This window comes from Cryobacterium sp. HLT2-28 (assembly GCF_004402495.1).
Lineage (GTDB): Bacteria > Actinomycetota > Actinomycetes > Actinomycetales > Microbacteriaceae > Cryobacterium > Cryobacterium mannosilyticum.
In genome coordinates, this window is sequence record NZ_SOFH01000029.1 from 221,814 (window position 1) to 235,494 (window position 13,681).

The 13,681-nt window shown below is 68.7% G+C and carries 15 protein-coding genes; 14 read left to right on the forward strand and 1 reads right to left on the reverse strand.

Features of this window, described 5'->3' with window-relative positions:
- Positions 1–4: 4 nt before the first annotated feature.
- From E3O48_RS16015 to E3O48_RS16080, 14 genes are all read left to right on the forward strand, one after another.
- Positions 5–1,132, forward strand: coding sequence for a thiamine pyrophosphate-dependent dehydrogenase E1 component subunit alpha (locus tag E3O48_RS16015; RefSeq protein ID WP_241982578.1), 1,128 nt, complete (start codon positions 5–7; stop codon positions 1,130–1,132).
- 86 nt (positions 1,133–1,218) lie between these two features.
- Entirely contained in the window at positions 1,219–2,178 is a 960-nt protein-coding gene (locus E3O48_RS16020) for an alpha-ketoacid dehydrogenase subunit beta (RefSeq protein ID WP_241982585.1), read from the forward strand.
- A 49-nt stretch (positions 2,179–2,227) separates the two neighbouring features.
- Positions 2,228–3,622 carry a dihydrolipoamide acetyltransferase family protein gene (locus tag E3O48_RS16025; protein WP_134540407.1) on the forward strand — a complete coding sequence of 465 codons (1,395 nt, stop codon included), beginning with the start codon at positions 2,228–2,230 and terminating at the stop codon, positions 3,620–3,622.
- 105 nt (positions 3,623–3,727) lie between these two features.
- Positions 3,728–4,486 (forward strand): VIT1/CCC1 transporter family protein, encoded by a 759-nt coding sequence (locus tag E3O48_RS16030; protein ID WP_134540410.1) that lies wholly within the window; start codon positions 3,728–3,730, stop codon positions 4,484–4,486.
- Between the two features lie 600 nt (positions 4,487–5,086).
- Complete coding sequence (locus E3O48_RS16035; RefSeq protein ID WP_241982579.1) at positions 5,087–6,103, forward strand: metal ABC transporter substrate-binding protein; 1,017 nt, start codon at positions 5,087–5,089, stop codon at positions 6,101–6,103.
- 7 nt (positions 6,104–6,110) lie between these two features.
- Positions 6,111–6,902, forward strand: coding sequence for a metal ABC transporter ATP-binding protein (locus tag E3O48_RS16040; protein ID WP_241974805.1), 792 nt, complete (start codon positions 6,111–6,113; stop codon positions 6,900–6,902).
- Position 6,903: 1 nt separating this feature from the next.
- Entirely contained in the window at positions 6,904–7,773 is an 870-nt protein-coding gene (locus E3O48_RS16045) for a metal ABC transporter permease (protein WP_134540416.1), read from the forward strand.
- Complete coding sequence (locus tag E3O48_RS16050; RefSeq protein ID WP_134540419.1) at positions 7,773–8,579, forward strand: metal ABC transporter permease; 807 nt, start codon at positions 7,773–7,775, stop codon at positions 8,577–8,579. The genes E3O48_RS16045 and E3O48_RS16050 overlap by 1 nt, the downstream gene beginning before the upstream one ends.
- A 10-nt stretch (positions 8,580–8,589) precedes the next feature.
- Positions 8,590–8,988, forward strand: a complete 399-nt coding sequence (locus E3O48_RS16055; protein WP_134509494.1) for a Fur family transcriptional regulator — start codon at positions 8,590–8,592, stop codon at positions 8,986–8,988.
- 207 nt (positions 8,989–9,195) lie between these two features.
- The gene (rpmB, locus tag E3O48_RS16060; RefSeq protein ID WP_104099753.1) at positions 9,196–9,432 is read left to right on the forward strand and encodes a 50S ribosomal protein L28; all 237 of its coding nucleotides are present in this window, start codon (positions 9,196–9,198) and stop codon (positions 9,430–9,432) included.
- On the forward strand, positions 9,432–9,599 hold the full coding sequence (gene rpmG, locus E3O48_RS16065; RefSeq protein WP_104099752.1) for a 50S ribosomal protein L33: 168 nt from the start codon (positions 9,432–9,434) through the stop codon (positions 9,597–9,599). The genes rpmB and rpmG overlap by 1 nt, the downstream gene beginning before the upstream one ends.
- 2 nt (positions 9,600–9,601) lie before the next feature.
- Entirely contained in the window at positions 9,602–9,907 is a 306-nt protein-coding gene (gene rpsN, locus E3O48_RS16070; protein WP_134364793.1) for a 30S ribosomal protein S14, read from the forward strand.
- 267 nt (positions 9,908–10,174) lie between these two features.
- The gene (locus E3O48_RS16075) at positions 10,175–10,462 is read left to right on the forward strand and encodes an HU family DNA-binding protein (RefSeq protein WP_066598601.1); all 288 of its coding nucleotides are present in this window, start codon (positions 10,175–10,177) and stop codon (positions 10,460–10,462) included.
- Positions 10,463–10,579: 117 nt separating this feature from the next.
- Positions 10,580–12,574 (forward strand): cytochrome c oxidase assembly protein, encoded by a 1,995-nt coding sequence (locus E3O48_RS16080; protein WP_174774815.1) that lies wholly within the window; start codon positions 10,580–10,582, stop codon positions 12,572–12,574.
- A gap of 31 nt (positions 12,575–12,605) precedes the next feature.
- Here the strand turns inward: E3O48_RS16080 and E3O48_RS16085 are convergent, their stop codons facing one another.
- Positions 12,606–13,649, reverse strand: coding sequence for a hypothetical protein (locus E3O48_RS16085; protein WP_134540422.1), 1,044 nt, complete (start codon positions 13,647–13,649; stop codon positions 12,606–12,608).
- Between the last annotated feature and the right edge of the window lie 32 nt (positions 13,650–13,681).

A 13,681-nucleotide genomic window follows, 5' to 3' on the forward strand; every position in this document is an offset into this window, starting at 1 on the left:
GACGGTGTCAGCGACCCCGAACGCCTCGCCAACGGTGCAATTGCTCTCCCCCGCCGGTGTCTTCGCGCCCAGCGAGGCCGCCGCCGAGTTCCTGCCCTACCTCGACCGGCTCACCGAGGCCGACCACCGCCGGTTCTACCGGGACATGGTCGTCATCCGCCGGTTCGACAAGGAGGCGGCCAACCTGCAGCGCCAGGGGCAGCTCGCCCTCTGGGTGCCCAGCCACGGCCAGGAGGCCGCCCAGGTCGGCTCCGCCTACGCCGCCCGCCCGCAGGACCACATCTTCCCGTCCTACCGGGAGCACGTCGTCGGCATGATCCGCGGCCTCGACCTGGTCGACATCCTCCGGATGCTGCGCGGGGTCACCCTCGGCGGCTGGACCCCCGAGGACCACGGCAACTTCCACCTCTACACGCTCGTGCTCGCCTCGCAGACCCTGCACGCCACGGGCTACGCAATGGGAATGCAGTTGGACGGCTCGACGGCGACCGGCAACCCGGAGACCGACCAGGCCGTCATCGTCTACTACGGCGACGGTGCATCCTCCCAGGGCGACGCCAACGAGGCCCTCGTCTTCGCGGCCAGCTACCAGACCCCGCAGGTGTTCTTCCTGCAGAACAACCACTGGGCCATCTCCGTGCCGGTGACACGCCAGTCGCGCACCCCGCTGTACCTGCGGGCCGGCGGATTCGGCATCCCGGGAACCCAGGTCGATGGCAACGACGTGCTCGCCAGCTACGCGGTGACCGCCAAGCACCTCGACGACGCGCGTGCCGGCAAGGGTCCGGCCCTGATCGAGGCCCTCACCTACCGGGTGGGTGCCCACACCACGGCCGACGACCCCACCAAGTACCGCGACCCCGACGAACTCGCCTACTGGGTGGCCCGGGACCCGATCGTGCGGTTCCGCGCCTACCTGCAGGGACTCGGCGTCGAACAGGAATTCCTCGACGCCGTCGACGAGGAGGCGGAGGACAACGCCGCCGACGTGCGCCGGCGCGCCCTCGAGATCCACTCGCCGGAGAAGAACGTGATCTTCGACAACGTGTACGCCGAACCCCACCCGCGGGTGCAGGAGCAAGAGGCCTGGCTGGGGCGCTATGAAGCATCCTTCGAAGGAGGCGACGCATGAGCGACACGATCGTTTCGGCCGCGCACGCCGCACCGGCGTCGGGAACCGCAGTGACCCCGGCCGGCCCGGAGACGGCCAGCCTGCCGATGACCAAGGCCCTGAACGCCGGGCTGCGCAAGGCGATGCAGGACAACCCGAAGGTGCTCCTGATGGGCGAGGACATCGGCCCGCTCGGCGGCGTCTTCCGGGTGACGGAGGGCCTGTACGCCGAATTCGGCGACAAGCGCGTGCTGGACACCCCGCTGGCGGAGTCCGGCATCATCGGCACCGCGATCGGCCTCGCGCTGCGCGGATTCCGCCCGGTCTGCGAGATCCAGTTCGACGGTTTCGTGTTCCCCGGCTTCGACCAGATCACCAGCCAGCTCTCCCGGATGCGCAACCGGCACGAGGGACAGGTGATCATGCCCGTCGTGATCCGCATCCCCTACGGCGGCCACATCGGCTCGATCGAACACCACCAGGAGAGCCCGGAGGCCTACTTCGCGCACACGCCGGGCCTGCGCGTGGTCAGCCCGTCCAACCCGCATGACGCCTACTGGATGATGCAGGAGGCCATCGCCTCCGACGACCCGATCATCTTCTTCGAGCCCAAGAGCCGCTACTGGCCCAAGGGCGAGGTGAACCTGGGAACCAGCGGCGCCCCTCTCCACGCCAGCCGGGTTGTGCGCACCGGCACGGATGTCACCGTGCTCGGCCACGGCGCCATGGTCAGTGTGCTGCTCCAGGCCGCCGAGCTCGCCGCCGCGGAGGGCATCAGCATCGAGGTCATCGACCTCCGCTCGATCTCCCCCGTCGACTACGGGCCGATCCTCGCCTCGGTGGAGAAGACGGGCCACCTCGTCGTCGCCCAGGAGGCGCACGGCTTCGTCAGCGTCGGGTCGGAGATCGCCGCCACCGTGATGGAGAAGGCGTTCTACCTGCTCGAGGCCCCCGTGCTGCGCGTCTCCGGCTTCGACACCCCGTTCCCGCCCGCCGCCGTGGAGACGCACTTCCTCCCCAGCCCGGACCGGGTGCTCGAGGCCGTCGACCGCGCCCTCGCCTACTGAATATGCCCTGCATGCTCCCCTCCCTCACCCATCGCAAGGAGCGCACTCCATGAGCGTGTCGAAGTTCACACTGCCGGATGTCGGCGAGGGTCTCACCGAGGCCGAAATCGTCGAGTGGAAGGTGGCGCCGGGTGACACCGTCGCGATCAACCAGGTGCTGGTCGAGATCGAGACGGCCAAGTCCCTCGTCGAACTGCCCTCCCCCTACATCGGCGTGGTCGGCGAGATCCTCGTCCAGCCCGGAACGACGGTCGACGTCGGGACCGTGATCATCACGATCGTCTCCGACTCCGCAGCCGATGCCGCGGCGTCCGCTCCCCCGGTCGCGCCCGGCGCCCCGGCAGATGCCACCGAGAACGAGCTGGCCGGCGCGGCAGCGGATGCCGGTTCCACCATCACCGACGAACCGGCCGAAATGCCCGGCGCCGTGCTCGTCGGCCGCGGCGCCACCGCCACCATGCCCACCAGGCGCAAGCGCCACGGCGGCACCCCCGTCGCCCACGAGTCGATCGCGCCGCCGCCCGTCGCTGCCCCGCGGCTTGCGGCAGCGCCGCTCCCCCAGCTGCCCCGCGCGGCATCCGCCGGACCGGTCATCGCCAAGCCGCCCATCCGCAAGCTCGCCAAGGACCTCGGCGTCGACCTCGCGCTGGTCGAGGCGACCGGCCCGGTCGGCGACGTGACCCGGGAGGACGTGCTGCGCGCCGCCACCCAGGCCAGCGTCTTCCGCAACATCCAGACGCCCGAGTGGCCGAGCGACCGCGAGGAGCACATCCCCGTCAAAGGCGTGCGCAAGGCCATCGCCCAGGCCATGGTCTCCAGCGCGTTCAGCGCACCGCACGTGAGCCTGTTCGTCGACGTGGACGCCACCCGCACGATGGAATTCGTCAAACGGCTCAAGGCCTCCACCGACTTCGCCGGCGTGCGGGTCTCCCCCATGCTGATCATGGCCAAGGCAATGATCTGGGCGGTGCGCCGCAATCCCACGGTCAACTCGATCTTCACCGACGAGGAGATCATCATCAAGCACTACGTCAACCTCGGCATCGCGGCGGCGACCCCGCGGGGCCTGATCGTGCCCAATGTGAAAGAGGCGCAGGACATGAGCCTGCTCGAGCTGGCGGGTGCGCTCGAGCGCCTCACGATGACCGCGCGCGACGGCAAGACCACCCCGGCGGACATGTCGGGCGGCACGATCACGATCACCAACATCGGCGTGTTCGGGATGGACACGGGCACTCCCATCCTCAACTCAGGCGAGGCCGGCATCGTCGCCCTCGGCACGATCAAGCCCAAGCCGTGGGTCGTCGACGGCGAGGTACGGGTGCGCCAGGTCACCACCATCGGGGCCAGCTTCGACCACCGGGTCGTCGACGGAGACGTCGCCAGCCGCTTCCTGGCCGACGTCGCGAGCATCATCGAGGAACCGGCCCTCCTCCTCGAATAACGAGCCTGAACTTTGGGAAGCCTCACCTCACCAGCTTTTTAACGCCCTGGTGAGGTAAGGCTTTCCACGCTGGCGGCCTTCGATTCCGTGTGTTCTGATGTTCACATGACCTCCATCGCCCCCGCCAGAATCGCCCCGGTCACTCCCTCGGTCGACACCGCAGCCGACGACCGGAAGCCTGCCGAAGGCCATGCCGGCCGCCTGAACTGGCTCCGCGCCGGGGTGCTCGGCGCCAACGACGGCATCGTCTCCGTCGCAGCGCTCGTCGTCGGAGTCGCGGGGGCAACCCACTCGGCCGCCGCGATCGCCGCGGCCGGTACCGCCGGCCTCGTCGGCGGCGCCATCTCTATGGCCCTCGGGGAATATGTCTCGGTGAGCAGCCAGAGCGACAGCCAGCGCACCCTCATCGCGCGCGAGAAGAGGGAACTCCTCGCCGATCCGGCCGGCGAGCTCGAGGAACTCGCCAGACTCTACGAAAACCAAGGCCTCGCCCCAGCCACCGCCCGGCAGGTCGCCGTGGAATTCACCACGATCGACCCCGTTCGGGCCCATCTTCTCGCGGAGCACAACATTGCAGAGGACGACGTCGTGAGCGCCTGGCACGCCGCCTGGGTCTCCGCCATGGCCTTCACGCTCGGCGCGCTCCTGCCGTTCCTGGCGATCCTGCTGCTGCCGGAGACCGTGCGGGTCCCGGTGACCTTCGCCGCCGTCCTGATCGCGCTGGCCGCCCTCGGGGCGACGGGCGCCCACCTCGGCGGCAGCCCGAAACCCCGCGCGATCGCTCGGGTGGTCCTCGGCGGAGCCGCAGCCCTCTTCGTGACGTTTGCCATCGGCTCGCTCCTCGGCACGTCCGGCGTCGTCTAGGCCCGACGGCTCACCCCCCCCGGGCGGCCGTACGTTCCGCGCGAAAGATGGGGCTGACCGAAGCGCACGCCGCAACGACGGCTCCGGCGGCGAAGCCGGCGATCGCAGGCAGGATTCCGACAGTAGCGCTCGCCCCGCCGGCGCCCAGGGTGGGCACTCCCGCAGCCCGATAGCTGAAGGCGAAGTACTAAGGGAGAGAGACCGCGCCCTGGCGCCCTCGGGAGCGTCGGCGGCGGCCAGTCGAATCTCGCCGAGGAAGGCGCATCCGCGCCCGGCCCGCTGACAAGGGTGCCGCCCGTGATGAGGACCAGGGACCGGTTGAACAGCTCAGAGTCAGGAGCGTGATCGCAAGGGGGAGCGGCACGACCGCGACCGACCCGAGTATCAGTCGCGCACGACCCAGAACGAGTTGCGTTGCGGTGCTCGTGGCCAGCCGCCCCGGTCTCGAGGGCAACTGTGGCCGATGCGGACAATTGTGGCCCGCGCACGAGCAACAGTTGTCCGTAGCGGCAATAGTTGCGGCGCCGATCGTTGGGCGGGACGCGGCGCGCACACCTAATGGTTTTGACACTCATTATCAATAGGCATAACGTTGACGGTGTGACCACCTCGAAACTTGTCCTGCCAGCGATCCTGATCGCGGCCGCGCTCGCGCTCAGCGGATGCTCGGCAGCGACGTCCGGGTCGGCCGGCGGTTCCGGCGGCTCGTCGGGTGAACTGACGGTTGTTGCAACGACGACCCAGGTCGCCGATCTCACCCGCAACGTGGTGGGGGACACCAGCGGGGTCAGTCTGACCCAGCTGGTGCAGCCCAACCAGAGCGCCCACGCCTACGACCCCTCGGCCGCCGACCTCACCGCCCTCGGCCGCGCCGACGTGCTCGTGATCAACGGCGTCGGCCTCGAGGAATGGCTCACCGACGCGATCGACGCCTCCGGCTTCCGTGGAGTCACGATCGAGTCCGACACCGGCATCACCATCGCCGCGGATGCCGCGGGCAACGATGAGACGGCGCCCCGCGGCGACGCCGCCCAGGAGAACGCCGGCGGGAACCCGCACATCTGGACCGACGTGGCCAACGCCGAGGCCATGGTGCGCACCATCGAGACGGGGCTCGGCGCGGCCTCACCGCGCCACGCCGACGCGTTCGCCGCCAACGCGGCCGCCTACGGGGCCAAACTGGAAGAACTCGACGCGTGGATCCGAGCCAATGTCGCCCAGGTCCCGGCCGGCCAGCGCCTGCTCGTGAGCAACCACGACGCCTTTGGCTACTTCACGACCGCCTACGGCATCACCTACGTCGGCAGCGTCATCCCGAGCTTCGACGACAACGCCGAGCCGAGCGCCGCCGCCATCGACCGGCTGGTCGCCGCCATCAAGGCCACCGGGGTGAAGGCGGTGTTCTCCGAGGCCTCGATCAACCCGAAGGCCGCGGACACCATCGCCACCCAGGCCGGCGTCGCCGTCTACTCCGGCGCGGACGCCCTCTACGGCGACTCCCTCGGCCCGGCCGGGAGCGACGGCGCCACCTACATCGCGTCCCAACTGCACAACGTGCGACTGATCCTCCGGTCGTGGGGCGTCACCCCCTCCGCGATCCCGGCCGACCTGCAATAGTGGACTCGTGAACGAGAACGATTCTCAGCTGGGCGGGACGCCCACCGCCGCCCTCAGGGTGGCGGGCGCATCCTTCTCCTACGGGCAGAAGCCGGCCCTGGAAGACATCAGCTTCGCGCTGGCAGCCGGCGAGGCTGTGGCCCTGATCGGCCCCAACGGCTCCGGCAAGTCCACCCTGCTCAAGGGCATCCTCGGCCTGATCACCCGGGTCGCCGGCACCGTCGAGGTGCTCGGGGAGTCGCCGGCCCCGACCGGCACGATCGGCTATGTGCCGCAGACCGACGAGCTCGACCCCGAATTCCCGGTCACCCTCGGGCAGGTGGTGCTGATGGGCCGCTACCGCACGCTGGGCTGGCTCCGGTTGCCCGGCAAACGCGACCGTGCCCTGGCGGCGAAAGCGCTCGACGCCGTCGGTCTCGGCCACCTCGCGAAGACCCGTTTCGGCGAGCTCTCCGGCGGCCAGCAGCAACGGGGCCTGCTCGCCCGGGCCATCGCCTCCGGGCCGCGCCTGCTGCTGCTCGACGAACCGTTCAACGGCCTCGACCAGGAGAACCGGGCGGCGCTGGTCGACACGGTCAAACGGCTGAAGAGCGACGGCGTGGCCGTCCTCGTCTCCACCCACGACCTCGGACTTGCCCGCGAAGTCTGCGAAGACGTCCTCCTGCTCAACGGCAGCCAGGTGGCCTTCGGGCCGACGGAGCAGGTGCTGAGCCTGGAAAACGTGCAGCGCACGTTCAAGGCCGTCGGCGTCGAAATGGACGAGCACACCGTAGTCGTCCCCGGCCACACCGGTCACTGAGTTGGACATCCCCGGCGCCCTGTTCGACGCGTTCACGCTGCCGTTCATGGCCCGCGCCCTCGTGCTCCTGCTCGTGCTCAGCCTGGTCGCCGGAGTGGTCGGGGTGCTCGTGAACCTTCGCGGACTCGAATTCATCAGCGACGGGCTCACCCATGCCGTCTTCCCCGGCATCGCCATCGGCTTCGTCTGGGGAGGCCGGGAAGGTCTCTTCGCCGGCGCCATGGTCGCCGCAGTGCTCACGGCCGTCGTGCTCGCCCTGATCGCGCGCCGGGCCGTGGCCATCGACGCCGCGATCGCGATCGTCTTCACCGCCATGTTCAGCATCGGCGTCATCGTGGTGTCGCGGGAGACGAACTACGTCGGCCAGCTCGAACAGCTCTTGTTCGGGCGCCTCCTCACGGTGAGCCCGGTCGAGGTGATCCAGACCGTGGTCATTTGCGCGGCAGCGCTTTCCATTGTGGCCTTCACCCTCAAGGAACAGGTCTTCCGGGCGTTCGACCGCACCGGCTTCGCCGCGGTCGGCTTCCACCCGCTCCTCCTGGACGTGCTCCTCAACGTCGCGATCGCCCTCGTGGTGGTGGCCGCATCGAGCGCCGTCGGGACGCTGCTCGTGCTGGCCGTGCTGATCGTCCCCGGTGCCGTGGCCCGGCTGGCCACGAACCGGCTCTGGCTGCTCTTCCCGATCGCTGCGACGGTCGCCGCCGTCGGAGCCTGGCTGGGGCTCACGCTGGGCTATGCGGCATCCGTCAGCGCCGGGATCGACCTGCCCAGCGGCGCGACCGTCGTGCTCGTGCTGGTGGCCGCGTACTTCCTCGCACTCGTGGGGCGGCTCGCCGTCGACCGGCTGAGACGTGCGCGGGTGGCCCGCTGATGGGCTACTTCGAGAAGGCACTGCTGGCCGCCGCGGTGATCGGGGCGCTCTGCGGACTGGTCGGCGCGCTGGTCATCCTGCGCCGGCGCACCTTCTTCGCCCAGGCCCTGACTCACGCGACCTTTCCCGGCGCGGTGGCGGCGGCCGTCCTCGGACTGAGTATTCCGTTGGGGGCATTTCTTGCCAGCATCGCGATCGTGGGCGTGATGACGCTGATCGGACGGGTGCGCCGGCAGGGGAGCCAGGTCGCCTCCGGGATCGTGCTGACCGCCGGTTTCGCGTTCGGGGTGCTCCTGCAATCGCTGAACCCCGCCCTGCCGGTGCACGTCGACTCCTTCCTGGTCGGGTCGATCCTCACCGTGACGACGGCGGATGTCGCGCTGGCCGGCGGGGTGCTCGTGGTCGCCGTGCTCGTCGTCGTCTTCCTCGGCAAGGAGATCCTGTTCTCGACCTTCGATCGCACCGGATACCGGGCGGCGGGCTACCGGGAATGGCCGATCGAGCTCCTCAGCCTCGCGCTGATCACCGCGACCGTCGTCACGGCCATGCCGGCCGTCGGCGCCATTCTCGCCATCGCGCTGATCGCGGCGCCGGCCGCCGCGGCACGCCTGCTGGCCCGCACGACGACACAGATCTTCCTTGCCGCCCCGGTGCTCGGCGCCGTCGCCGGCATCAGCGGGGTGCTGCTGTCCCGAGGGCTGGATATCGCGGCCGGGCCCGCCATCGCCCTCACCGCCGCCGCGTTCTTCCTTGCCGCCCTCGGTGTGCGCTCCCTCGGCCGGGCGCGGTTACGGTTGAGACCATGAGGTTGAGACCGTGAAGCGAAACACCTGGCAGCGGGAGGCCGTGCGCACGGCACTCGGCGACACCGAGGGCTTCGTGAGCGCCCAGGGCCTGCATTCCCGGCTGCACTCCACCGGGTCGCCGATCGGCCTCGCCACGGTCTACCGGGCCCTGGCCGACCTGGCCCTCGAGGGCGAGGCCGACTCCCTGCAGTCCCCGGAGGGGGAGAGCCTGTACCGCGCGTGCAGCACCACCGACCATCACCACCACCTGATCTGCCGCCGGTGCGGCCTCACGATCGAAATCGAAGTGGATGCCGTCGAGAACTGGGCGACGAACGTGGCCGCCGAGCACGGCTTCAGCCAGGCGGCGCACGTGATCGACATCTTCGGAGTCTGCGCCGCCTGCACCGCGGCATCCGTCACCGCCTGACCTGTCGTCGTCCTGAACCGGGCCACCCGGCCCGGGAGCGGCACCGGTTTGCGGATCGGCGGCCATGCCCGTAGTGTTGGACGTTGCTGCGCATATCTGTGCGTGCACTGCCGTGTCACGGGCTCCCGGTTCACCGGGAATCGCCTGCGTTTCGGCCGACAAGAGATCTTGGGAAGGGCATTCGCCCTTCGGTATTGGAGGAGAACCATGGCAGCTACCTGCCAGGTGACCGGAGCCGTTCCCGGCTTTGGACACAACATTTCGCACTCGCACCGACGCACCAAGCGTCGCTTCGACCCGAACGTTCAGACCAAAAAGTACTACGTACCGTCGCTTCGCCGCAACGTGACCCTGACCCTCTCGGTCAAGGGCATCAAGGTAATCGATGCTCGTGGCATCGAGTCGGTCGTCAAGGACCTTCTCGCCCGTGGGGAGAAAATCTAATGGCCAAGCAGCATGACGTCCGCCCGATCATCAAGCTTCGTTCGACGGCCGGAACCGGTTACACCTATGTGACCAAGAAGAACCGCCGCAACGACCCCGACCGTCTCGTGCTCAAGAAGTACGACCCCGTAGTGCGCAAGCACGTTGACTTCCGTGAGGAGCGCTAAAAATGGCGAAGAAGAGCATGATTGCCAAGAACAACCAGCGCAAGGTTATCGTCGAGCGCTACGCGGCGAAGCGCCTTGAACTGAAGAAGGCCCTCGTTGACCCGGCCGGTACCGACGAGTCGCGTGAAGCGGCACGCCTCGGCCTGCAGAAGCTGCCCCGCAACGCGTCGCCGGTTCGCCTGCGCAACCGCGACGCGGTTGACGGCCGTCCCCGCGGACACCTCAGCAAGTTCGGGATCTCGCGCGTTCGTTTCCGCGACATGGCTCACCGGGGCGAACTGCCCGGGATCACCAAGTCCAGCTGGTAATACCGCCTGATTCCGGTTCGAGACCCAGGTTTTGAACAGTGAAGGGGATGTCGACTTCGGTCGGCATCCCCTTTGTTTTGCGCGGAGAGCGCAAAATGAGCCGCTTCCGGGGGTGAATGCGTCTCAAAACGCCGTAAATCCGCGGTTTTTCGCGGAACTCTGTTAGATTCAACGCGGTCGAACCGACCGACGGGGTCGCTCTCAGGGCGTCGCCCGCATTTACGTGAAAACCTGTTTTTACAGACAAAGGTCCGAGGAGGACACTCAATGGCTGACAAGTCGCTGAACAAGACCGAGCTCGTTGCCAAGGTTGCCGCAGACTCTGGCCAGAGCCAGGCTGCCGTCGACGGCGTTCTGAACGCTTTCTTCGCAACCCTCGCCGACACCGTTGCAAACGACGGCAAGGTCACGATCCCGGGTTGGCTCGGAGTCGAGCGCACCGCTACCGCAGCGCGCACGGGCCGCAACCCGCAGACCGGTGAAGAGATCGCCATCGCCGCGGGCCACCGTGTCAAGCTGACCGCAGGCAGCAAGCTGAAGGCCGCCGCAAAGTAGTCTCGCTTTCGTGCAGGGGGCGTCGACTTCGGTCGACGCCCCCTGTGTTTAACCTCCCTGGTGTGAGTAAGGGAGGTCTGGGCGTTCGGCACAGGTGGGCGCGGATAGGCTGAGTCAGTGACTCGTCTCCTGCGCATCTCCGGTCCGGCGGTCCTCCTGATCGCGGCCGTGCTGTCGGCCCTGGTCGCCCTCGCGTACGGCGGCGGCGCCACCGGACAGCTGCTCGCCGACCCGGGTCCCGTCGTGCGGTGGGGTCTTCCGCTGGCCAAACTGCTCGTCAACCTCGGTGCGGCCGGAACCATCGGTGCGCTCGTGCTCACCTGTTTCGCGCTGAGCCCGCGGGAGCCGGAATTCAACACGGCGATCGACTTCGCCGCGGCATCCGCCGCCCTGCTCACGGTGGCCGCTGCGCTGACCGGCTTCCTCACCTTCCTGCAGGTGACCAATGTGCCGCTCAGCTTCGACGACCGGTTCAGTGCGACCGCCGGGCAGTTCTTCAGTGAGATCGAACTCGGCCAGGCCTGGCTCGGCACGACGCTCATCGCGGCGGGCGTCACGGTGCTCTGCTTCGCGGTGCGGAACCAGACCGCGCTGGTGTTCGTGGCGGCCCTCGCCGTCGGGGCGCTCGTGCCCATGGCGTTGCAGGGGCACGCGGCCGGCGCGGAGGGGCACGACGTCGCCATCACCGCCCTTGGCCTGCATCTCGTCTTCGCGGCCGTCTGGCTCGGCGGCCTGCTCACCATCGTCGTGCTCCGCAAACACTTGGTCGGGAGTCGGATCGGCGTCGTGATCGGCCGGTATTCCTCACTGGCCGTGGTCTGCTTCATCGTCGTCGCGGCCACCGGCTATGTCAGCGCCGAGCTCCGCATCGGAACCTGGGAGCGGCTGCTCACGGGCTATGGCATTCTCGTGCTGGTCAAGGTGATCGCGCTGATCGCCCTCGGCGGGTTCGGGGTGCTGCAGCGCCGCTTCCTGGTGGCCCGGATGCAACGGAGCGCGCAGCCGGGCGACGCCCGGTCGCGCACCTGGTTCTGGTGGCTTGTCGTGGCCGAACTGGGCTTCATGGGCCTGGCCTCCGGCGTCGCCGCGGCGCTGGCGCGCACGGCCACCCCGGTGGCGCAGATCGTGGCGACGTCGGTGCCGACCGCGACGCCCGCCCAGATCCTGACGGGGGAGGTGCTTCCGCCGGAACTCACCTTCGGCCGGTATTTCACCGAGTGGAGGTTCGACCTGGCCTGGGTGTTGTTCTGCGCGTTCGGGATCTTCTTCTACCTCGCGGGCGTGGCCCGCCTGCGGCGCCGCGGCGACAAGTGGCCGCTCTACCGCACCGTGCTCTGGGTCATCGGCATGCTCATCCTTTTCTACATCACCAACGGCGGGGCCAACCTCTACGCGAGCTACCTGTTCTCGTCGCACATGCTCATGCACATGGCGCTGACGATGCTCGTGCCGGTGTTCCTTGTGCCCGGAGCGCCCGTGACGCTCGCCGCCAGGGCTATCCGCAAGCGTCAGGACGGCAGCCGGGGCCCGCGCGAGTGGATCCTGCTGGCCGTGCACTCCCGCTATGCGGGCATCCTGGCGAACCCGCTCGTCGCCGCCGGACTCTGGGCCGGGTCGTTGTGGGTGTTCTACTACTCGTCCCTGTTCAGCTGGGCGACGACCGACCACATCGGCCACGAGTGGATGGTGGTGCACTTCCTGATCACCGGGTACCTGTTCGTGCAGTCGCTGATCGGGATCGACCCGGTGCCCTACCGACTGCCGTATGCCGGCCGGCTGCTCCTGCTGCTCGGGACGATGGCGTTCCACGCCTTCTTCGGAGTGACCCTGATGACCGGCACCGGGCTCCTGCTCGCCGACTGGTATGGCGCGATGGGACGGAACTGGGGCCTCAGCGGCATTGCCGACCAGCAGATGGGCGGCGGCATCGCGTGGAGCGTCGGCGAGATCCCGACGATCGCCCTGGCCATCGCCGTCGCCATCCAGTGGAGCCGCAGTGATGAGAAGGAATCCCGGCGCACCGACCGCAACGCGGACCGCACCGGTGAGGCGGAGTTGAAGCGGTACAACGACCAGTTGGCCGCCCTGGCCTCCCGCGACCGGCGGGGCTGAACGAGCCGCCGGGCTGAACGCGCCGAACGGGTCAGTGCAGCTGGATCGCCAGCGATCCGTCGGGCCGGACGGTCACGCTCAGCGCGACCGCGAACGGGACGTCCTCGTCGCGGGTCTCGACGTCGCCGTCGAACAGGGACTGCACCTCGACGACGATGTGGGCCTGGCCGGTGGTGTCGGCCATCTCGAAGGTGGTTGTTCCCGCGGTCAGGGCCACCACCGGGTAGGCCGCGATCGTCCAGACCGGAACGCCTTTGACCCGGTCGTTGATCTCGATGCCGAAGGGGCAGTTCGACGGCTGGAGCACCTGCTGGGTGGTGCAGTCGTCGAGGAAGCCGTTCAGCTCGGTCTGCACCTGATCGAGGAACAGCTTGTTCGGTTCGGCGTCGATCGTGACATCCGCGGCCCCGTTCTTCGTGACCGCGATCTGCTGGGCCGGGGCGGTGAGCAGGTTCGACGAGTGTCCGACGGAGTACAGCGCGGGCGCGAACGCGAGGTACGCGGCCTGGTTCGAGAAGGTGGCCGGGGCGTCGGCCGCTGCGTGTGCCCGGGTGTCGAGGGTCAGGCCGTTGACCGTGAAGGACGCCTCGTGCAGCACCGTGACCTGCAACACGGCGAGCGGGCTGGCGTTGAAGCGCCAACTGTCGAAGACCCCGGCGAAGGTACCGGTGTGGGCGACGCTGAACGCCATCGAGGCGGGCTTGCCGTCGAGGCGGAAACCGTAGACGACTGTGTGCTTGCCCGGTTCGTCCTCGGTGTCACTGGTCAGGTGGATGTCGGTGAGCGCGCCGAGCACCGCCGGTCGCAGCAGCGTGGCCGGCAGGTTCTGGGGCAATTTGGCGGCCTTGAGCGCCTTATCCGTGAGTTCGACCCCGGGCAGCTGGAGCGCACTGGTCGTGTCGTGCCGGGCGATGGCCTCGAGGTACTGGCGCACGAAACCGCCGGCGCTGTACAGGTCGCGGTTGAGTGAACCGATCGCGGCCGCGAAGGCGGCACAGAGCAGGGCGGCAATCACGACCATGGCGAGGATGGCGCGTCGCCGGCTGCTACGGCCGGTGCCGTCCCCATTGCTCACGTCCATATCCTCCCATGGCGCGGGTCCACGGG